This is a genomic window from Bifidobacterium sp. WK041_4_12, from assembly GCF_041080795.1.
In the GTDB taxonomy this organism is placed as follows: Bacteria; Actinomycetota; Actinomycetes; order Actinomycetales; family Bifidobacteriaceae; genus Bombiscardovia; species Bombiscardovia aquikefiricola.
In genome coordinates this window covers 1,901,207-1,922,047 of the sequence record NZ_CP129674.1, presented here as the reverse complement: position 1 = coordinate 1,922,047, position 20,841 = coordinate 1,901,207, and the positions used below count along the sequence as shown (strand labels likewise).

Annotated in this window: 16 protein-coding genes and 1 tRNA gene; 15 read left to right on the top strand and 2 right to left on the bottom strand. The window is 55.8% G+C overall.

Features of this window, described 5'->3' with window-relative positions:
- Positions 1-184: 184 nt before the first annotated feature.
- The 3 genes from QN215_RS08080 (at position 185) to QN215_RS08070 (ending at position 3,635) form a co-directional block, all read left to right on the top strand.
- Positions 185-1,504, top strand: coding sequence for a hypothetical protein (locus QN215_RS08080; protein ID WP_369343803.1), 1,320 nt, complete (start codon positions 185-187; stop codon positions 1,502-1,504).
- Between the two features lie 7 nt (positions 1,505-1,511).
- A complete protein-coding gene (locus QN215_RS08075) occupies positions 1,512-2,516 on the top strand; it encodes a hypothetical protein (protein WP_369343802.1) in 1,005 nt (334 codons plus the stop codon).
- A gap of 135 nt (positions 2,517-2,651) precedes the next feature.
- On the top strand, positions 2,652-3,635 hold the full coding sequence (locus tag QN215_RS08070; RefSeq protein WP_369343801.1) for a tetratricopeptide repeat protein: 984 nt from the start codon (positions 2,652-2,654) through the stop codon (positions 3,633-3,635).
- A 135-nt stretch (positions 3,636-3,770) separates the two neighbouring features.
- Here QN215_RS08070 and QN215_RS08065 read toward each other — a convergent pair whose 3' ends face one another.
- Positions 3,771-4,403, bottom strand: a complete 633-nt coding sequence (locus QN215_RS08065) for a hypothetical protein (protein WP_369343800.1) — start codon at positions 4,401-4,403, stop codon at positions 3,771-3,773.
- 197 nt (positions 4,404-4,600) lie between these two features.
- Here QN215_RS08065 and QN215_RS08060 point away from each other — a divergent pair.
- From QN215_RS08060 to QN215_RS08030, 7 genes are all read left to right on the top strand, one after another.
- Positions 4,601-4,673: transfer RNA gene (locus QN215_RS08060), tRNA-Arg, on the top strand.
- Between the two features lie 74 nt (positions 4,674-4,747).
- Positions 4,748-5,137: a Rid family detoxifying hydrolase gene (locus tag QN215_RS08055; RefSeq protein WP_369343799.1), complete on the top strand. Its 390-nt coding sequence runs from the start codon at positions 4,748-4,750 to the stop codon at positions 5,135-5,137.
- Between the two features lie 56 nt (positions 5,138-5,193).
- Positions 5,194-6,972, top strand: coding sequence for an arginine--tRNA ligase (gene argS, locus QN215_RS08050; RefSeq protein WP_369343798.1), 1,779 nt, complete (start codon positions 5,194-5,196; stop codon positions 6,970-6,972).
- 3 nt (positions 6,973-6,975) lie between these two features.
- Entirely contained in the window at positions 6,976-8,523 is a 1,548-nt protein-coding gene (locus tag QN215_RS08045) for a diaminopimelate decarboxylase (protein ID WP_369343797.1), read from the top strand.
- Between the two features lie 81 nt (positions 8,524-8,604).
- Positions 8,605-9,918, top strand: coding sequence for a homoserine dehydrogenase (locus QN215_RS08040; RefSeq protein ID WP_369343796.1), 1,314 nt, complete (start codon positions 8,605-8,607; stop codon positions 9,916-9,918).
- 114 nt (positions 9,919-10,032) lie between these two features.
- The gene (gene thrB, locus QN215_RS08035) at positions 10,033-11,067 is read left to right on the top strand and encodes a homoserine kinase (RefSeq protein WP_369343795.1); all 1,035 of its coding nucleotides are present in this window, start codon (positions 10,033-10,035) and stop codon (positions 11,065-11,067) included.
- Positions 11,068-11,177: 110 nt separating this feature from the next.
- Entirely contained in the window at positions 11,178-12,545 is a 1,368-nt protein-coding gene (locus tag QN215_RS08030) for a Maf family nucleotide pyrophosphatase (protein WP_369343794.1), read from the top strand.
- On the opposite strand, the gene QN215_RS08025 is transcribed toward QN215_RS08030, so the two are convergent.
- Positions 12,510-13,454, bottom strand: a complete 945-nt coding sequence (locus QN215_RS08025; RefSeq protein WP_369345119.1) for an AEC family transporter — start codon at positions 13,452-13,454, stop codon at positions 12,510-12,512. The two genes, QN215_RS08030 and QN215_RS08025, sit on opposite strands and share 36 nt — an antisense overlap.
- Positions 13,455-13,626: 172 nt before the next feature.
- On the opposite strand from QN215_RS08025, the gene dapE reads away from it, so the two are divergent.
- The 5 genes from dapE (at position 13,627) to obgE (ending at position 20,809) form a co-directional block, all read left to right on the top strand.
- Complete coding sequence (gene dapE / locus QN215_RS08020) at positions 13,627-14,841, top strand: succinyl-diaminopimelate desuccinylase (RefSeq protein WP_369343793.1); 1,215 nt, start codon at positions 13,627-13,629, stop codon at positions 14,839-14,841.
- Positions 14,842-15,222: 381 nt separating this feature from the next.
- Positions 15,223-18,198 carry an Rne/Rng family ribonuclease gene (locus QN215_RS08015; protein WP_404978491.1) on the top strand — a complete coding sequence of 992 codons (2,976 nt, stop codon included), beginning with the start codon at positions 15,223-15,225 and terminating at the stop codon, positions 18,196-18,198.
- A 186-nt stretch (positions 18,199-18,384) separates the two neighbouring features.
- Positions 18,385-18,693 (top strand): 50S ribosomal protein L21, encoded by a 309-nt coding sequence (gene rplU, locus QN215_RS08010; RefSeq protein WP_369343792.1) that lies wholly within the window; start codon positions 18,385-18,387, stop codon positions 18,691-18,693.
- Between the two features lie 36 nt (positions 18,694-18,729).
- Positions 18,730-18,981 (top strand): 50S ribosomal protein L27, encoded by a 252-nt coding sequence (gene rpmA / locus QN215_RS08005; RefSeq protein ID WP_094692571.1) that lies wholly within the window; start codon positions 18,730-18,732, stop codon positions 18,979-18,981.
- A gap of 118 nt (positions 18,982-19,099) precedes the next feature.
- Complete coding sequence (obgE, locus tag QN215_RS08000) at positions 19,100-20,809, top strand: GTPase ObgE (protein WP_369343791.1); 1,710 nt, start codon at positions 19,100-19,102, stop codon at positions 20,807-20,809.
- Positions 20,810-20,841 lie beyond the last annotated feature (32 nt).

Genomic DNA, 20,841 nt, shown 5'->3' with positions numbered 1-20,841 from the left:
TTATGCCCTCGTCCTAAGCATTGATAGGGGGAGACTGTAGAATAGCGGTGTTATGAGTGTAGATGAACAAACAAAGCGCCGAGATTCGGCAGAAGATAAACCATCGCGCCACGGCACGATCATGCGTGGCGTAGTGACTCCTGCCCTTGGAATAATTGCTATTGCATTCATTGTCCTGGGGGTCTTGAATGCCACGATATTGCAGCCGACACGTCGTATAGTCGCAACCACAACAACGAATTCGCAGTATGTTGTCACCGACCCGGGCGTTCTGCAGCTCGTTGATTCAACAGTGAAAGTCACAGCGAAGGCAAGCAACGATGACGCGCGCGTGTGCCTGGCTCTTGGAGCTCCGCAAGATGCCACAGGTTGGCTTGGAGGCATCGCGTATACTCGCATCACCGGTCTGTCCAATTGGACAACGCTGAATCAACGCAACAGTGCATCGGAAGGTAGTGGGGCCTCTGACACGACCGGCTTCAGCGATTCTGACCTGTGGTCTCGGGTGGTGTGCGGCGATGGTGAGGCAACCATCACCACCGCGCAGGGTGAGTCAGGGGAAGTCCTGCTCATTGATGCCCACAGCAGTGATGCAAACGGTGCGTCATCAGATGCCGCGGCCTCTTCCAACGACACAACCGATGTCAAGACATATCCAGCCAGGATATCAATGGATTGGACACGCAAGAATCTTCCAAATTATGCCATGCCCTTCTACTTCGTGGGTGGGCTGCTTGTCGTTGCGGCTATTCTTGCCGCCAGCGTCTTTGCCATAGATCCGATGCGGCGTCGCAAGACGTTGGATGAATCCAAGCTCAAGAAAATCGAAGAGACGGAAATGAGCGTTGTCGAGGCCTTTGCAGGAGCCATGCGACCGCTTGCAGGCGAGATTCGTTCATCGTTCAAGAGAAGACCCGATAGCAGTCGGCGTCATGCCCATGTTGCTGCGTCGAAGCGTTCCCGCAAGAGCAACCTCACTGAGCAAGCTGCTCGGCAGGGTGAAAACTCTCAGGTCCCATCAACCCCTCGCGTGATTGATGTGGGTTCCAAGAACCTGGTTGCCGTGCAGCAGGGGAGCGGCGAAACGGTGCATGCTTCAGCGGAAGGGCACACGCGGATGAATCATGCTTCGGATGCCTCGGGTATTTCGTCGGCATCAAGCAATACGCACCCTGCTTCGGGCAGTGCAGACGAAACCGCAGTAATCAGTCCGGAGGAGTTGCAGTCATATTTTGCACGATTCACTGCCGAGACTACGGGCTCGATTGAGAAAGTGACTGAGAAGGTGACTGAGACAGTGAAGGATGAACCAGACAGCTCACAACAATCCGAGACTTCCGGTACTTCCGACGATTCCGACGCTTCCGACGCTTCCGACACAACGAATGAGACATCACAGCAGCAAGGTGAGCACATCAAAGAGCACGAGCACGTTGAAGAGCACCACGAAAACAGTGAAAACGCATCCAAGGAACAATCCACAACAGAGAATGGGGGTGAGTGAGATTCGCATGAGAAGGCATTTTGGGAAAATGGCCGCCTGCATTCTGGCCATCGGCCTTTCCATATCGATGGCTGCATGTGAAGGCCAGGTACCACAGGTGAGCGCGCCCACATCATCCGCTTCGGCTTCCCCGGATTTGACTCAGGCGCAGGAGAAGCGCATCAGATTAAGAATTCTTGACGCTTTGGAGAAGGCCAACGCCGCCAAGGACCCTCAAGGCATTGACACATATGTTGACGGGCCTCAGCTCCAGATTCGCACCAGCGAGCTGAACATAGCCAAGGCCTCTGGAGATCTGGATAACAAGACCACCATTCCCAAGGAAATCACGCAGACCGTGATTCCCACCGATTCGGGCTGGCCACGTTCAATATTCACCATTACGACCACGACTGCGGATCAGCAGTCCAAGCGTCTGCTGGTGATGACTCAGGACAGTGCAACCACCAATTACAAGCTGTGGGGTGTGGCAAGACTCTTCCAAGGAGCACAGCTGCCCAAGTTTGCGGTGCCAACAATCGGCTCAAAGATGGGTGATCCAAGCGATAGCGGTCTGGTCTTCACGCCTCAGAATGCCGTCAGCCATTATGCCGATATTCTCCAGAATGGCGAGTCGAGCAAATATTCCTCGAATTTCACCTCCGACTACTTCCAGCAGGACTTGAGCAAACTGGAACAAACGGTGCAGCAGGGGATGGAAGCCAATAACGGCACACAGCAACAGACCTTCACTGCTGTTCCCGGGGCAATCAAGATCATGAGATCGTCCGAGGGAGGTGATCTGGTTGTCGCTCAGATTGATTCGGTATGGACGCGTACAGCCGGCGAAGGACGCGAGTCGTTGCCAGCTTCGGATGATGAGAAGGCTCTCTTTGGTACCACCAAGGCCACGAGCACCATCAGGGTCACCTATGCGAACGTAGTCGCCATGTATGTGCCGCCTGCAGGCTCCGGCGCAAAGGTGAGCGCGGTTGGAGCTGAACGCCAGGCTATCAAGGTTGAGGCGCTCTAGCTCTTCCTGGGATTTGTGCCGGTTCGCCTCATGCTGGTTCGCTCATGCGTGGGCCATCAATGACCCAGTGCAAGGGCGAAGGCACGAGGACTTACAAGCGTTATATTCACAACACGATGTGAAAGGGATGTCAATATGGTCGATAGCAACAAGCAGTTTCAACCAGGAGTGTCTCTGGCAGGGGCAGTCGATTTGGAAGCCTTGGCCCATCAGGTCAAGGCACAGCCGGGAGAGCAGGGGGGTGCGCCTTCCGCAGGTGGATATGTCATAGATGTCACCACCTCAAGCTTCCAGGCAGTGATGCAGACATCGGGCACGTTCCCGATTCTTCTCCTGCTTTGGACGCCCACCGATGATCGGATGTTTCCGATGGTCAAGACACTTTCGGATGCCGTGAACGCTCAACAGGGCAAGGTTCAGCTCGCGCGCGTCGACATCGCCACGGAAACCCAGATTGCCCAGGCTTTCCGCGTGCAGAGTGCGCCTGCCCTCTATGCTCTGGTGGGAGGGCGGCCAATGCCCGTCCTGCAAGGCATGCCATCGGATGAAGAGCTTGCACAGCTTACGGACGAACTGATTCCACAGGTGATCCAGCTCGCACAGAAGTCAGGGATCACCGGCACCGCACCATATCAGGGCGACGACTCTTCACACGCTGATGGCACTGCTGGTGACGGAACAGCTGAGAACGGCGACTCGAAAGATGCGATTCCTCCTGAGCATCAGCAAGCCTATGCGCTTGCGCAGCAAGGAGACTATTCAGGTGCTGCTGAGGAATACGCGAAGGTCCTTCAATCTGATCCAACCGACAAGATTGCACAGCGTGAACGTTCAAAGGCGCTCCTGCTTGCCCGTTCAGCGGATGCGGATGTCAACGATGTTCGCAAAGCCGCTGCTGACAGTCCTGACGATGTGAATGCCCAGCTCGCCGTTGCCGACATCGACATGATCGGTGGCCAGATTCAGGATGCCTTTGAACGTCTTCTGGACTTCTTGCAGTCTCACCGCCAGGATTCTCAGGCAATCCGTGAGCGTTTGCTCGAATATTTCGCCATTCCCGAGCCGACCGACCCGCGATTGGCGCATGCGCGCCGCCGTTTAGCCACCCTGATCTACTAGTAATGCGTTCATTGTGAACTTGTCCAAGTATAAGTGCGGATTTTTCGCGGATTCTCAACGCCAAATCGCCAGTTTTGAGCTTTGATACTTGGATAAGTTCACAATGAGCATCTGGAATCGCTCGCAGATCGATTTTTAATGCTCAAAAGTCGTGTTTTCGCCAAAATCTTGCATGAATCGCGGGCCATGTGTCGCCAATTCCGCTTCGAACTCGTCCTTCCACGCTGAATAGGGGCGTTCCGCGAGTCCATCGTTCGAGAATCGTGCGTCGTCGGTGATTTCTGAGATGCAGAAGCGAGGAATGACGAGATTGGTCACGGGTCCGCTGCGTTCAGCCTCCGCGACGACCAGGGGAGTGTTCTGTGCGCCGAAGATATCGACATCCCAGCCATCCTCGGCAATCCATACGCTATAGCGATTCTTGATGATGGGAATCCCACCTCGCGCAATCAGTTCCGCTGCAATGCCGACATCGATGTCGCGCTCGGCCTCGTATCGCGTGCCTCCGACTGAAGGCCCTTTCACCGTCACGAATGCCTCGGTGAAGGCATCTCGGTAGCGGGAGAGGACCGCCCGTGGATCGGTGTCCTCGTTCATGTCGAGAGTCAGGCCGTGGGCTTGAATGCGGACTCGCAGGGCAAAATTATCGCTGTGTACATAATAGCTTTGGATAATGAGGATGGGTGCGTCTCCGTCATTGAGATTATCGGGAAACTCCCGGCAGAAGAATCTCCGCTCATATTCAAAGTCGCTCATATCTTCACGCATATGACAATTGTAGGGGACTGAGACGCAAATGCCATAGATTCAGCGATTGTTGCTCTGAATCGTCATGGATCGTCATGAATTGTCAAGGACTACCAAGGATTTCAGAGTCATATCGCTGTCCCACCGATAACGTGAACATCGTGATGCAACATCTTGGGCAGATGTAATAGTATGGTGAGTTGCGCGTTGCCGCACACGGGTTCGTAGCTCAGTGGATAGAGCGTCTGTCTCCGGAACAGAAGGTCGAGGGTTCGAATCCCTTCGAGCCCACGTCTATTTCTATCAAATCGTGGCCGTTTGGCCCACGGATTGTTCAAGGAATCCAAAACAATCGAGGAGACGACATGTCAGATAGCATTCAGGAAGTTTCAACCGCATACGCTCCGGCTGCACTGGGAGCATACAGCCAGGCATTGAAAGCGAATGGATTCGTATTCGTTTCCGGACAATTGGGCATCGATCCGGCCACCGGCGAACTCGTCAGCGATTCAGCAGGCGAGCAGGCGCTTCAGGCATTGAAGAACATCAAGAACATTCTTGACACGGCTGGAACGGGCATCGAGGGTATCGTCAAGGCGACCATCTATCTGAAGAACGTCGAAGATTTCAAAGAGGTTGACGAGCAGTACGCGGCAGCGTTCATCGGCTCGGTGAAACCGGCGCGTGTGGCATTCGGCAACAATTTCATTCCCAAGGGCGCACTCGTCGAAATCGATGCCATCGCTGCCGAATAAAGCCGGTTGTGAACGCGGGGAGTAAGTGTGTCGCAGTCTTGGCTAGACTGGGTTAAATGAGTCCTGAAGCACTTGGCGCATTGATCGCCTCCGTCATAACACAACTAGTAACAGCGCGTAAAACTGGAAGTCTGACCGAATCGGACATTCCCGCAGCGGAAAAAATCTCCGTCATGAGGCCGAAAGACCGCGCGCATGGGGATTGGGCCACCAACATCGCCCTCCAGTTGGCCAAGAAGGCTGGGCTGAAGCCTCGCGAACTGGCCCAGCCGCTGGCTGAGTTGCTTCAGGCAGCAGATGGCATTGCATCCGTAGAGGTAGCTGGCCCTGGATTCATCAACATCGTTCTTGACACGTCATCTGCTGCGCAGGTGGTGCAAACCATCCTCGACCAGCAGCATCAATTCGGTACCAGCACGGCGTTCAAAGGTGAAACGCTCAACCTGGAGTTCGTGTCTGCCAATCCAACCGGGCCAATCCACATCGGGGGCACGCGCTGGGCTGCAATCGGCGATTCCATGGCAAGAATCCTTGCTGCCAATGGCGCCAAGGTTGTCAGCGAATACTATTTCAATGACCACGGCGAGCAGATTGACCGCTTTGCCAAGTCGCTCGTTGCCGCCGCACATGGCGAAGCCACGCCAGCCGATGGGTACAAAGGCACCTACATCAACGAAATCGCTGCACGAGTCGTCGCCGAATCACAGGAATCCGGCATCGACGTGCTCGCTCTGCCACGCATCAGGGACGAGCAGGGTGACGAGGGGGACAGCGCGCAGCGAGAGGAATTCCGCAAGCGTGCCGTGCCCATGATGTTTGCCGAGATTCAGGAATCCATGAAGAATTTCCGCGTGAACTTCGATGTCTGGTTCCACGAAAACAGTCTCTATGAGTCAGGTGCCGTTCAGCAGGCAATCGACGAGCTGCGCGAGCAGGGTGACATCTACGAGAAGGAAGGTGCGACCTGGTTCGCCTCTACCAAGTATGGAGACGACAAGGATCGCGTCATCATCAAATCTGACGGTCATGCAGCATACATCGCCGGTGACATTGCCTACTATCTCAACAAGCGCAGGCGCCCTGAAAACCCGTGTGACGTTGCCATCTACATGCTCGGCGCCGACCATCATGGCTACATTGGCCGCATGATGGCGGTCTGCGCCGCATTTGGCGACAAGCCGGGCACCAACATGCAGATTCTTATCGGACAGATGGTCAACGTCATCAAGGATGGCAAGGCAGTGCGCATGAGCAAACGTGCCGGCAACGTCGTCACCATCGATGACCTTGTCTCTGCAATCGGCGTCGACGCATCCCGCTACTCGCTGGCGCGCACCGACTACAACCAGAGCGTCGACATTGATTTGAATCTTCTCGCCTCGCACACGAATGATAACCCCGTCTACTACGTGCAGTACGCGCACGCACGGTCTTGGAACGTGGATCGCAATGCCCGCGATGCTGGAATTGATCGAGATGCTGCAGATCTGAGCCTGCTCGACACGCCAGCCGACGAAGACCTGCTGGCGGTGCTGGCCATGTATCCTTCCGTCGTTCAAACCGCAGGAGAGCATCGTGCACCCCATCGCGTGGCGCACTATCTCGAACAGTTGGCCGGCTCATACCATCGCTGGTACAACAGCGAACGGGTGGTTCCCATGTCGCTGACTGAGCCTGAAGAGCGGCTTGACGCAGAATCACGAAATCAGCTCAGCACCGCAAAGAATCCTGAGCCCGCGCGCGCTGCAGCTCGGCTCAAACTCAACGATGCAGTGCAGCGCGTTCTCGAAAATGGACTCGAATTATTGGGCGTCGAAGCGCCGGAAAAGATGTGAACGATGAACAGAGCACCAGGCATCACACCGATATGGCCAGCGGGCACACAGATCTGCAACGGTCAGATGCGTTTTCGCGGAATCGGTGTGGAAGAGCTCGTTGATCGCTACGGCACGCCGCTATATCTGATGGATCTGGATACCATGATTGGTCGCGCCCAATGGTTCCGCGACGTGACCGTAACGGCATTCCCGAATGTGACGACACACGTCAGCTATTCGACCAAGGCTTTCATCAGCAAGGATGTCGTACGCATGCTGCTCAAGCAGGGCCTCTACATCGACACCTGCAGTATGGGTGAGATGCGCATTGCTCTGGCAGCCGGTGCTCCCGGCCGTCGCATGGTGCTGCACGGCAACAATAAGTCAGACGAAGAGATCGAGCTTGCCATCGAGCAGGGTTTCGCCAAGATTGTCGTTGATGAACCTGAGGAACCAGCTCGAATTGCAGCGATTGCGCATCGGCTTGGCAAGGTTGCCCGCGTGATGCTCCGCGTCACGGTAGGAATCCATGCTGGGGGTCACGAGTACATCTCGACTGCCCATGAGGATCAGAAATTCGGAGTTCCGCTGCTGAAGAGCGGCAGTGATGCAACGGCGCTTGACGTTGATTTTTCCCATGAATCCTCATCGAATGTTCAGACAACGCAGAAGGTGCCTGACGCAGGCAATGCCCAGGCGCATGGCGCGGTGGAGATTTCCTCGCTGTATTCCCACACGTCGGCAGAGGCGCGGGACAACGTCGACGCTGATCTGGTGAAAGCGATGGATGCGATTGCCGACGGCCCAGCGCTCGCGGTGCTCAAAGACATCCATAGTCGCAGCGAAGACCTTGAACTTGTTGGCATTCATGCGCATATCGGCTCGCAGATCCACGATGCGACCGCTTATGTGGAGTCCGCGAGGCGACTCATGCTGTTGCGCCGCACCTTCTGGGCAACCGATGGATTCATGCTTCCGGAAGTCGATGTGGGTGGCGGGTTCTCAATCGCCTACACAGACAACGACACTTCCATGGACATCGAGTCAACGATGGCTGAGCTGTCAGATGCGATCACGCAGACAACGCATCGTCTGGGCCTTCCAGCTCCGATACTGTCATTTGAACCCGGTCGCTGGATTGCAGGCCCTTCGGGGGTTACGCTCTACCGCGTCGGAACGATCAAGCCTGTCCAGCTTTCGGACGGTACCGTCAGAACCTACGTCAGCGTCGATGGTGGCATGAGTGACAACATCCGGCCGGCACTCTATGGCGCCGACTACGCAGTGCGTCTGGCAAATCGTTCTGGGAGCGAGCGTTCGATGCTCGTCCGCGTTGTCGGCAAGCATTGCGAATCAGGGGATATCGTCGTTCATGATGCCCAACTTCCGGCTGATCTCAAGCGCGGCGACATTCTTGCCGTCCCCGTCACCGGGGCATATTGCCGTACGATGGCAAGCAACTACAACCAGTTGCCAACTCCTGTGGTTGTCGGCATCTGTGAAGGCAAGGCGAGAGTCCTGGTGAAGGCGTTGACCATTGACAATCTGCTGGCTTTGGATCAAGGCTAAGGGCTTTCATATGCTCGTCAGACTGATTTCGTAGGATAATGCTAGATTCGTAACGCTTTTCTCTATTGGGAGGACTCACCGGTGTCAGAAAACAATAACAGGCCGATTCGCGTGGCTCTTTTGGGAGCAGGAACCGTCGGCTCGCAGACTGCAAGACTGCTGGTCGAGCAAAGCGATGAGCTGGCAAGCCGCATCGGCAGACCCATCGAGTTGGTGGGCATCGCCGTTCTCGATCCCAGCTCGGTCACAGACCCTTGGATTGACAAGTCGCTGCTCACCACGGATGCCGCAGAGCTGGCTTCGCGCGCTGACATAGTGATTGAGCTGATTGGCGGCATCGAACCTGCCCGCACCTTCCTGCTCAAGGCCATCGAATCGGGCGCGAGCGTCGTGACCGCGAACAAGGCATTGCTCGCGAAGCATGGTCCTGAACTCTATGAGGCGGCTTCCAGACAGGGCGTTGACATATACTTCGAGGCAGCCGTAGGCGGCGCTATTCCAATCGTCCGCCCATTGCGCGAATCCCTGCTTGGCGACAAGGTTTTGAGCGTCATGGGCATCGTCAACGGGACCACGAATTACATTCTCGACGAGATGACCACGAAGGGCATCGATTTTGCCGAGGCTTTGAAGAAGGCGCAGGCGAAGGGCTTTGCCGAAGCTGATCCCACAGCAGACATCGAAGGCCACGATGCCGCTGCCAAGGCAGCCATCATGGCGTTGCTTGCGTTCCATACGGATGTTCGCATCGATGACGTTCCGGTCGAGGGCATCACTCACATTGCCGCAGGAGATATTGCCGCAGCCCGTGCAGAGCACAAGGTAATCAAGCTTCTGGCAGTCGTTGAACAGACCGAAGCAGGCATTTCGGCCCGCGTATATCCGGCGCTGCTGGACGAGAATCATCCGCTGGCAACCGTGCACGGCAGCTTCAATGCCGTGTTCGTCAAAGCTGAGGCCGCTGACGATCTGATGTTCTATGGTCGTGGCGCAGGTGGCGCTCCCACCGCTTCCGCAGTGGTGGGCGATGTGGTGACCGAGGCTCGTCATATTGCGCAGCATTCGCTGGGCCCTGTGATACCGATCTATGCGAACCTACCGAAGGCTCCTTTGAATGCGTCGAAAGCTGCGTTTGCCGTTCGATTCCTGATTCATGATCGACCGGGCGTGCTCACTGCCATTGCCAAGGAGTTCTCAGACCGTGAGATTTCGATTAATGGCGTGAACCAGGACATCAAACCCACCCAGCATGACCCGGGTTACAGCGGCGAGGTTCAGCAGCTGCGTATCGTGACTCATCTGTGTGACGAAATCACCCTGAGAGAAGCAGTGAAGGCAGTCTCGCAGCTCGACGCGGTAACAGGCGACGCTTCAATCATTCGCGTTCTGAATTGAGAGCCATCTCCAGGAAATTGGCACGGCAGCATCGATGCCGTGCGTCAGTTTCAAGGTCAACGACAGAACACGGCAGCAATAATCCACAGCAGCAATCCACAGCCTGGGGGCTTGATGATGAGTGAATCGAACACCATGACCACCGATGTCAATCAACGCGACACCATCCACGTATCGGTGCCGGCGACGAGCGCAAATCTCGGCTCAGGATTCGACTCGGTTGGTCTGGCTCTCGATAGGCGTGACCATGTGACCTTCACGCTTGGAACTGTGGGGGACTCCAGCATCGAGGTCGAGATTCACGGCGAAGGCCAGGACACACTGCCTCGTGACGAAGGCAATCTCATCGTTCGCACCTTCCTTGATACCTGTGAATCGCTAGGGTTGCCGCGACGTTCTCTGCACATGGTCGCCGAGAACAGAATTCCCCAGGCTCGCGGCATGGGTTCGAGTGCAGAGGCGATTGTGGCTGCAACCGCAGCGGCGAGAGCGCTCGCCCAGGATCCAGCAAGCAGCCTTGACCGCGAGTATGTATTCACGCGCGCGGCAGAGGCCGAGGGGCATCCCGATAATGTGGCACCTGCGGTCTATGGAGGATTGACGTTCTCATGGCACTGTTGCCCCAGTGATGACGAGAGACCTCAGCATGTCAGTGAAACGGCGATTCATGGTTCTTCCTTCGTCGAAGGCTTCCACACGGTCAACTATCTAGTCTCGCCTGAAGTGGCCGCCTATGTGTTCGTACCCGACTTTTCCCTTTCGACCAGCAAGGCACGAAAGAGCCTTCCTGACAAGGTTCCCTATGCAGATGCTGTGTTCAACGTCTCTCGCGCAGGGCTACTGCCTGCCGCGATGAAGTCTGCAGATGGGGACAGCTCCAACGAGCTGCTGTTCTACGCCACGCAGGACCGTTTGCATCAGTCTTACAGGTCATCGTTGATGCCCCAGTCGGCTGCATTGATGCATTCGCTGCGAGCTCATGGCTTTGCGGCTATGATTTCTGGTGCAGGCCCTTGCGTAATCGTGCTGCATTATGGCGAAATCAGTCAGGAATTGAAGCAGCTCGCGGGGGAACAGTTGGAATCCGGGCATTGGAATCTGCTCAACCTTCCGATTGATTCGCAGGGCGTGCGCGTAAGCAGAGATTGAAGCAGCGTGTTGGGCAGCATGGGCAGCGTGTTGGACAGAGATATTGGTAACGGATTGATGTTGCCCGACGACGATTGAAATGCACGACATGTGTGTATAAGAGGAGAACAATGGCAGTACCGCTGATTTTGGCATCCCATTCACGTCCAAGACGTGACTTGCTGTATAGCGCGGGTATATGCCCGATGATCCGCGATTCGCATGTTGACGAGCGTTCGGTGATTCTCGACATGGCGAAGCGACAGAACGTGAATCCGGATCAGATTCCGGCTCAGGAACGTGTTGCCGCACTGTCGCGTGTCAAGGCGCAAACCGTCGCAGAATCCTTCAAGGCAGTCAAGGAAGCGGCCAGGAATGCTCGCGGATACCGCCAGATCAGCACGCCACTCAAGGATGGGCACGGCACAATCAGCGCCGTCGAATCGATGCAGGCGGCAATCGAGTCTCAGCAGGGTATGTCGACGATGGAGATTGGCCCACTGGTGGTCGGCTGCGATTCTATGTTCACCCTCGATGGGATTACCTACGGCAAGCCTCATGACAAGGAACGCGCTCGCGCACGTCTGCGCCTGATGAGCGGCAAGACCGGAACGTTGTGGACGGGCCACTGCCTGATCGATCTGGCAAGCGGGAAGGAACTCCACGCCGTGAGCTCTGCGCAAGTGACGTTTAGCGAGTTGAGCGACGATGACATCGAATCATATATCGCCACCGGCGAGCCATTGGAAGTTGCCGGATCGTTCACGCTTGAAGGTTTCGGCAGCGCGTTCATCGCCAGCATCCAAGGCGATCCAAGCGGTGTCATCGGTCTGAGCGTTCCCACCTTGCGAGGCATGATCGAGAGTCTGGGAATCGCATGGACGGATCTGTGGAATCTGACCCGTGAAGACAAGAGCCCATCGAATCCCGATAATCCGGTTGCTCCCAAGGACAACGTGCATCAGCCTGGAGATGGCTGGATTGAATGCCTGTGCGGCCATCGTCACTGGGGCTTGAACGGCGCTTCAGGAGTGCTGCTCGCCCGTCGCAACGAGCAGACCGGCGAGGTGACGGACATACTGTTGCAGCATCGTGCGCTGTGGAGTGCAGAGGGCGGTACCTGGGGAGCACCTGGAGGTGCCACATCCGACGGCGAGAGCCCTTTGGAAGGTGCCTTGCGCGAAAGCTTCGAAGAAGCCAACATTCGCCCAGACGATATCGAGGTCGAAGGCTCGTATCTTGAGGATCACGGTCCTTGGGGGTACACGACCGTGTTCGCATTCGAAAAGCCAGGTCACACCGTGGTTCCCAAGGCCAATGATGACGAGAGCCTTGAAGTGCAATGGGTTCCTTTCAAGGATGTCGCGCAGTACAAGCTGATTTCCCCGCTGCAGAAAGACTGGAACGAATTCGCCGAACGCTTGCAGGAGATTTCACGCCGCATGTTGAACAGTCAGCTCGGTTCAGCTCAGCACTCCGGCAATGATCGCAATGATTAACGGCGATGTGATGGTGCTGACGAGTATGCCGTCACGCGCGAATGTTAGCCCGACGTTGTATCGGGCTGCATAGTTATAGACGTTCTGGCCGGTCGGCAGCGCTGCGAGCACCACGCATCCATAGAGTTCTACGCCACGGAAGCCCATGAAGAAGTAAGCAATGATGAAGGCGACGATGGGCATGATGACGTTCTTCAGCATCACGACTGTCACGGTTGCTCTGCGGTTCGTGCCCTTGCGCATGGGCTGGCTGCCTCGCAGCGACATGCCGAAAGCCATCAGAATCATGGGCACTGCGGAATCGCCGATCATATCAATCGGTTTGAAAAGAAAATCAGGGATGACGAAGTGCCCGCTGTAGGCGTTGATTGCTGAAATCAGAATGCCGCTGAGCGAACCGATCAGCAGCGGTTGGTGCAGTGGCTGACGAAGCACGGCTTTCAGCGAGAACTTGCCCTTCGTGCTCACATCGAGGGTTGTCAGTCCGATAGGCGTGAACAGAGCTTGCTGCATCACGAGAATGGGTGCGACCAATGCTGGATTGCCAAGAATGTATGTGGCTACGGGAAGCCCGATGTTATTTGAATTCAGATAGAGGGAATTCAGTGCACCTATGGTCGTGTCCGCGGCATTCATATGGAAGAACAGCTTGTTGAGCACAATGAACAAGCCGCCGACTATCACGGCTGAGAAGAACGCGATGATGATGCTCGGATGAACGATGACCTTCAGCGGCTGCTTTGCCATCACGGCAAACATCAGACAGGGGCTCGAAACGAAGAAACTGAAACGGTTGAGCACCATCTGCGCCGTTGGACCGCCTATACGGTACCGGGAAGCGATATAACCGACAAAGATGACGATTCCGATGATGCAAAAGCCCTGCATTGCGCTTAACAGACCAAGCATTGATGAATCTCCCGTATTGTGAACTAGCACAACTATAGGTGCAACCGAAGCCTTGCCGTCTGCCTGTCTCACAGAATGGCGGAATTACTGCAATTCGCACAGGTGGTTGAGCACAGTTGATTGAGCGCAGGTGGTTGAGCACAAATGATTGGCGACGCGCTACGATGTGTACATGCATGCTTCCTCAGATAGTTCCGCAACGGCCATCACCCTCGATACTCGATCATCAGAACGCCGTCAGCTCGATGCCATATTCGAACAGATCATGAACATATATTCGGTGAGTGACGACGAGCATGCATTGGCTGATGCCGTCGATACTTTTCTTCGAACGCAGCAGCATCTTGAGGTGCGTCGCCTCGGTGACACGGTTGTTGCCTTGACGCACCGCAATCGTGATGCGCGCGTGGTCCTTGCTGGGCATCTTGACACCGTTCCAGTGATTCACAACTTTCCGCCGCGCTGGCTTGAACCGGGAGATTCGCTGATTCGCCCAGAGATCGCGCAGGCGCATCCATCGTCGCCAGTGATGTGGGGCAGGGGATCGGCCGACATGAAGGCATCCGATGCCGTGATGCTCTATCTCGCGGCGACGCTGACGGATACCACATATGACCTGACCTTCGTGTTCTATGACCACGAAGAGGTCGCTGCCGAACATAATGGTCTGCGTAAGGTAGCGCAGGCGCACCCTGATTGGATTCAGGCCGACTTCGCCATCATCGGCGAGCCGACATCGTGCGCCATCGAGGGTGGATGCAATGGAACGATGCGCTTCGATGTGATAACCCATGGCATCGCCGCGCATTCTGCCCGAGCATGGATGGGAAGAAACGCCATCCATGAGGCTGCCGACATCCTGAACCGTCTCAATGCCTTCGAACCGCGTGCATTCACCGTAGACGGACTCGAATATCAGGAGGGGCTGAACGCAACGATGATTTCCGGTGGAAGTGGCACCAACGTGATTCCCGAGGAATGCAGAGTGCATGTCAACTACCGCTTCGCACCGGACAAATCCATAGAGGAAGCCAAAAGTCTGATGTTTGGCGAACAAAGCGGCATTCAGCTCGGCTCTGAGGAAGTGAAGGCTCCTGGTGGCATCTTTGCAGGGTATGGCATCGTGATGCATGACGAATCGCCATCGGCGAGACCGGGAATGGATGCACCTCTCAGCAAATCCCTGGCGCAGTTGGTTATGGAAGAGACCCAGCAGGAAGCTCGTGCAAAGATGGGGTGGACGGATGTCGCCCGATTCTCTCAGATTGGCACACCGGCCGTGAACTTCGGCGCAGGGGATCCTCTGCTGGCGCACAAGCATGACGAGCAGGTTCCCGTCGATGATTTATACACCATGACCGATATTCTGACGAAATGGCTGTCATAGCCGAAATTTCATCGAATCGTGTCGAATCTGTAACCGAATTTCATGGAATCCTTCCTTCAGCTTCGAAGCGTGTGAGACCGCAGTGATTTACGCCACGTTTGTAGAGAACTTACACCAATGTGACTCGCAGAATGCAGGTGTGTGCAATACTTGAAGTTGGTGATTCTGCATATCACCAACTAGCAAGGCGTTGATCCCCCTGCAATCTCTGTGAAACGCAGATTGTGGAACGTGAAGCAGGCGACGGTGTCCGCCTTTGTTTAGGACGACTTTTTAATGGAGTCTTCAAGGAGCGTAGATTACGCAGCTACGGTGAGAGCGTAGAGTGAGCATCCTGAAGACACGGAGAGTGGCATGATGCAGCATGCCGCAAGGAGCATCGTGCCCAATTCGCAAGAAGAGGGTCTTGGCGAGAACAAGACCCTGACCAATATCACTAATACAACTGAACAGTCAGCACCAACGCAGCGTTCGGAACAACCCGAGCAGCCACGTCGCCGCAGAGTCAGCAGACGCGTCGTCCGCGTTGCCGGAGCCGCAAATGCGCATGTGCCGGTCCGTGTCGAGAATCAGGAGTCTGAACAACAGGCTCCAGACACGAGCACATCCGTAAAGAATGCATCGGCAAAGAGCGCTCCTGCAACAAGCACTGCCGTGAAGGGCAGAGCCGAGAAGCACGAGTCTGCACAACGCGAAGCTTCGCATACCCCGACGAGAACGCGTCGGCGTACCAAGCGTCTGGATGCGCTCGAATTTGAGTCACCTGCCACACAGAGCCGCAAGGCCGCCGTTGATGACAACGATATCGATTCGAACAAGGCCGTATCCAAGAAGGATAACGCCGTCGAAAGAAAGTCGAGGGCGCAAGAGGCCGTTGAATCGCTGTCAACCACTGCATCTCACCATGCGCCCGCAGCAGCTCGACCCATGACATCACTGCTCTTCCAGGAACCAGTGATCCCCGCAGAAACATCAAGGCACAATAGCTCTGATGTCGATGGGGAAGCCGACGGGCAAGCTGAAGAGCCCGAAGATACGACGAATTCTGACAGGCAGAATTCCGACAGGCGCGAAAGACGGAGCAGACGCTCGCGTGAACACAACGGATCCAATCGTGGCAATGACGATACCCATGCTGACGAGCAGGATTCACAAACGGCGTCATCCAGCGCAGACGAGGACGAGCAGGAGCAAGGCGAGTCTCGGCATAGAAGCCGCCGCTCGCGCCATGTGCAGGAAGACAGCCAGCATGAGTCGCGCAGCAAGCGCACGCAGCGGCTCAATGCCCAGGAGCGTCGCGCCGCTGCAGAGGTCGAGCACATCGAAGAGGATCTTGAATACGACGAGATTCACTATGCGCCAATCGACGAGGACGAATTCAGACTATCCAGAGCTTCGAAGCGTCGCCGCAACCGTGGCGCTCGCAAGGACGAAGACAGCCGCACCGAGAACAGTCGCACAGAGAACGATCGTCATGGTAACGGACGTGACGAGGACGACAACCTACGCGATCATGAGTCGGAGGATTCTTTCAGAGACAAGCGTCATGGGCGTGATGACGATTATGACGAGGAAGATCGTGATGACGAGCAGCTCAGTGGCATCCGTCGCCGCCACCGCCACCATAGCGAAGGCGAATCCGATGATGATGGCAGCTATGAAACCACAGGCACCCGTCGTCGTAGAAGAAGACGTTCCACCAAATCCGCTGAATCGTCACGTTCCGAAGAGAGCGCTTCGACGCCAAGGCGCTCTCGCAAGCAGCAATACATTGACGAGATAACCGACATTCAAGGTTCCACGCGACTTGAGGCAAAGCGCCAGCGCCGTCGTGACAATCGTCGTGACCGAAGCCGCCAGATGCAGCTCGTTGAGCAGGACTTCCTGGCGCGTCGTGAAAACGTGAAGCGTGAGATGGTGGTCCGCGAAAAGGAACAGCATACGCAGATCTCGGTGATTGAAGACGATATTCTCGTTGAACACTACGTTTCAGACATTCAGGAGGTTGCCACAGTCGGCAACGTCTATATCGGACGCGTGCAGAACGTCCTGCCCAGCATGGAAGCCGCATTCGTCGATATTGGGCAGGCACGAAACGGCGTGCTCTATGCGGGCGAAGTGAATTGGGACACCACCAGGTTGGAAGGGCAGCCGCGCAGAATCGAGCTTGCCTTCAAATCGGGCGATCCCGTGCTCGTGCAGGTCACCAAGGATCCGATTGGACACAAGGGTGCACGCCTGACTTCTCAGGTGACGCTTGCGGGTAGATTCCTCGTGCTTGTGCCATCGGGCGGCATGACTGGCGTAAGTCGCAAGCTGACCGAGCGCGAACGCACTCGGCTGAAGTCTATCGTTGCCAGAATCGCGCCGAAGGATATGGGTGTGATCATTCGTACCGCTGCAGAGAATGCGACGGAAGAGGCCATCACCAAGGATCTTGAAAGCCTTATGAAGCAGTGGGAAATCATTGATCGCAAGCGCAAGACCACGGTTATCCTCAAGAAGCCGAAGCTGCTGCAGGGTGAGCCGGACGTTGCGATTCGCGTGGTCCGCGATATCTTCAACGACGAGTTCCAATCACTTATCGTTCAAGGCGACAAGGTCTATGAGCGCATCGAGGAATACATTGATTCGATGGCTCCTGACTTGAAGAGTCGACTGACCAAATGGGAACCTGCCGACCATCAGGGTGCCGATGTCTTCGACACATGGCATATCGACGGGCAGCTGCGCAAGGGCATGGAACGTCAGGTCTATCTCCCTTCAGGCGGTTCGCTCGTGATCGACCGTACTGAGGCCATGACGACGATCGATGTGAACACCGGCCGATACATCGGCAAGGGCAAGTCACTTGAAGAGACGGTTACGCGCTGCAATCTTGAGGCATCCGAAGAGATAGCCCGCCAACTGAGGCTGCGTGACATCGGTGGCATGGTCATGATCGACTATGTGGACATGGTGATGCCGGCGAACCGTGATCTTGTGCTCAAGCGTCTGCTTGAATGCCTTGCTCGAGACAGAACGAAGCATCAGGTTGCCGAGGTTACCTCCCTCGGTCTTGTTCAGATGACGCGAAAGCGTGTCGGACAGGGGCTGGTCGAGGCGTTCTCGGAGGAATGCCCGACTTGCAAGGGTCGAGGTTTCATCCTTCATGACGAGCCCACCATTTCTGCATCATATGGCGATCCCTATGCTCTTAAGGGTGGCGATCCCTTCGTCAAGACCAAGCATGCTCACCATGAGACCCAGGAGCAGGGTGGTTCGGGAGTGTCATCTCCTGATGTGAAGGCGAAGCTGGCGAAAATCGCCGCTGCCGCTCAAGCCGCATCCACCGAGCCTGAGAGCGACGAGGAATAGCTGCAAGGGAACGATTCGAGCACTACACGCTCACTCGGCTGAACAATACGAACAGAACTTGACGTAAGTACAGAGGGGCGTGTATGTTTGATAGTCGGTGTCTAGCCATGCCTGTCATAGACTGTTCGTCCATGATGGTAGATTGCTAGACAGAGATATAGCTTTCAGAACAGGCAAGGTAGGGTAATGTACGCGATTGTGAAGGCCGGTGGCCATCAGGAAAAGGTTGAGGTCGGAGATATCATCACCGTCAACCGTCTTAACAAGGCAAACGGTGAGACCGTTGAGTTCCCAGTGGCCTTGCTTGTCGACGGAACCAAGGTAACGGTAGCCGCCAAGGATCTCGCTAAGGTATCTGCAACCGGTGAGGTTGTGGATGATGAGGCCAAGGGACCTAAGATTCACATTCAGAAGTTCAAGAACAAGACTGGCGTGGCACGCAAGCAGGGTCACCGTCAGAAGCTTACTTCCGTCAAAATCACCGCAATCGCCTGATACGGGGCATTCGGACTTTTCGGGAAAGGAAACAAGATGGCACATAAGAAGGGCGCTTCCGCTTCTCGCAACGGGCGCGATTCAAACGCGCAGTACCTCGGCGTAAAGAAATTCGGCGGAGAAGCCGTTGTTGCTGGAAACATCATTGTTCGTCAGCGCGGCACCAACTTCCACCCGGGTCAGAACGTCGGTATCGGCAAGGATCACACCTTGTTCGCACTGGCTGATGGCAGCGTTCAGTTTGGAGTTCGTCGCGATCGCAAGACCGTTGATGTGGTTTCAGACTGACCACAGTTGATTTTTTAGGCCGCGCCCGGTGAAGGCGCGGCCTTTTGCATATGTTGCTTGATTACATGTGCTGGTTGAATATTCTTTGTATGTGTTCTCTTGATTAAGGTTAAACGTTATGAGCTCATTCGTAGACCGTGTGACGGTTCATGTCAAAGGTGGCGATGGTGGCAATGGAGCCTCGTCCATCCGACGCGAGAAGTACAAGCCGCTCGCTGGCCCGAATGGTGGTAACGGCGGTCAGGGCGGTTCCGTAATTTTTCGCGCTGAGTCGAATTCCACGAGCCTTCTGGACTATCGCTTCATGCCTCATCGCACGGCCGACTCAGGAACCATGGGTCTTGGCGACGACAAGGATGGCAGCGATGGCGGCGACGTGATTTTGCCGGTGCCGGTCGGAACCGTTGTCTTCACTGCCAAGGGAGGCTCTGGAGAGCAGAAGCGTCCAGGTGCGCTGCTTGCCGATCTGCGACATATCGGCGATACCTTCGTGGCTGCAAGAGGTGGCAATGGGGGGCTTGGCAACCGTGCGCTGGCCAACAAAACACGTCGCGCACCGGGTTTCGCATTGCTCGGTGAGCCTGGAGAGGAACGCGATGTCGTTCTCGAACTGAAGTCCATCGCAGACGTCGCCTTGGTCGGATATCCAAGCTCGGGCAAGTCCAGCCTGATTGCCGCGCTGAGCTCTGCGAAGCCGAAGATTGCGGACTACCCGTTCACCACCTTGGTGCCCAATCTCGGTGTGGTCGAGGCGGGCAACCAGCGTTTCACGATTGCCGACGTCCCAGGGCTCATACCCGGTGCCTCGGAAGGCAAGGGGCTGGGGCTTGAATTCCTGCGCCATATTGAACGCACGGAAATCATCGCTCATGTCATCGATTGCGCGACCATGGAGCCTGACCGCGACCCCGTGGCGGACTATACGACGATTGAGCATGAGCTTGCTCAGTATGCGGAAAGCCTTGATCTGCCGCTCGGCGTGATTCCGATTGCCGAACGTCCACGTCTTATTCTGCTCAACAAGGCCGATGTGCCTGAGGCCAAGGAACTGGCCCAGTTCGTGAGCGGCGAGTTCGAGAAGATGGGATTGCGCACCTTCATCATCTCAACGGCATCACATGAGGGCTTGAAGGAGCTCAAGTTCGCGCTTGCCTCGCTTGTCGATGAATTGCGCAAGACGATTCAGGCGAAGGAAGAGGACGCTCAGGAAGAGCGAGTGCTTATCAAGCCGCTGGAGACGGGTCGTCGCAGCAGAAGATCCGATGAAGGTGGATTCAGCACTGACTTCGATATCAAGCGCGAGCAGGATCGTGACGGCAATCACTGGTTCACCGTAACCGGTGTCAAGCCTGAACGTTGGGTCATGCAGACGAACTTCGACAATGACGAAGCTGTGGGATATCTCGCTGATCGTCTGGCCAAGCTCGGAGTCGAGGATTCCCTGCGCAGACTTGGCGCGCGTCCGGGCGATGAGGTTCATATCGGCACGGGCAGGAATGCCGTTGCATTCGATTGGGATCCGACCATCGCTGCAGGGGCTGAAATGCTTGATGGCGAGCCGATGGCCTCGCGCGGCAAGGATTTGCGTCTCGAAGACCAGTCTGGCCGAACTCGCAGAAGGACCAACTCGGAACGACGCGAGCAATATCACGAGATGATGGATGCCAAGCAGGCCGTCAGAGATGCCATGATGGCGGAGCGCAAGGCAGGCCATTGGGCTGATCCAGCCGTTCAGGATGATCCTCATGACGAGGGCAGCATGCTCAGCGGCAGTGACGCTCAAAGTAATGACGAGCAAAGTGACGAGCAAAGTGGCGATAACGAGTAATCACGCTATTGTGGGATTGACGTTCGTCGTAT

Excerpts from the sequence above, each read along its gene's own strand:
- QN215_RS08065 (WP_369343800.1), bottom strand. The coding sequence starts at position 4,403 with ATGCGTGAAGATATGAGCGACTTTGAATATGAGCGGAGATTCTTCTGC.
- rpmA (WP_094692571.1), top strand. The coding sequence starts at position 18,730 with ATGGCACATAAGAAGGGCGCTTCCGCTTCTCGCAACGGGCGCGATTCA.
- thrB (WP_369343795.1), top strand. The coding sequence starts at position 10,033 with ATGATGAGTGAATCGAACACCATGACCACCGATGTCAATCAACGCGAC.
- obgE (WP_369343791.1), top strand. The coding sequence starts at position 19,100 with ATGAGCTCATTCGTAGACCGTGTGACGGTTCATGTCAAAGGTGGCGAT.
- dapE (WP_369343793.1), top strand. The coding sequence starts at position 13,627 with ATGCATGCTTCCTCAGATAGTTCCGCAACGGCCATCACCCTCGATACT.
- QN215_RS08070 (WP_369343801.1), top strand. The coding sequence starts at position 2,652 with ATGGTCGATAGCAACAAGCAGTTTCAACCAGGAGTGTCTCTGGCAGGG.
- argS (WP_369343798.1), top strand. The coding sequence starts at position 5,194 with ATGAGTCCTGAAGCACTTGGCGCATTGATCGCCTCCGTCATAACACAA.
- QN215_RS08030 (WP_369343794.1), top strand. The coding sequence starts at position 11,178 with ATGGCAGTACCGCTGATTTTGGCATCCCATTCACGTCCAAGACGTGAC.
- QN215_RS08075 (WP_369343802.1), top strand. The coding sequence starts at position 1,512 with ATGAGAAGGCATTTTGGGAAAATGGCCGCCTGCATTCTGGCCATCGGC.
- QN215_RS08045 (WP_369343797.1), top strand. The coding sequence starts at position 6,976 with ATGAACAGAGCACCAGGCATCACACCGATATGGCCAGCGGGCACACAG.
- rplU (WP_369343792.1), top strand. The coding sequence starts at position 18,385 with ATGTACGCGATTGTGAAGGCCGGTGGCCATCAGGAAAAGGTTGAGGTC.
- QN215_RS08055 (WP_369343799.1), top strand. The coding sequence starts at position 4,748 with ATGTCAGATAGCATTCAGGAAGTTTCAACCGCATACGCTCCGGCTGCA.
- QN215_RS08025 (WP_369345119.1), bottom strand. The coding sequence starts at position 13,454 with ATGCTTGGTCTGTTAAGCGCAATGCAGGGCTTTTGCATCATCGGAATC.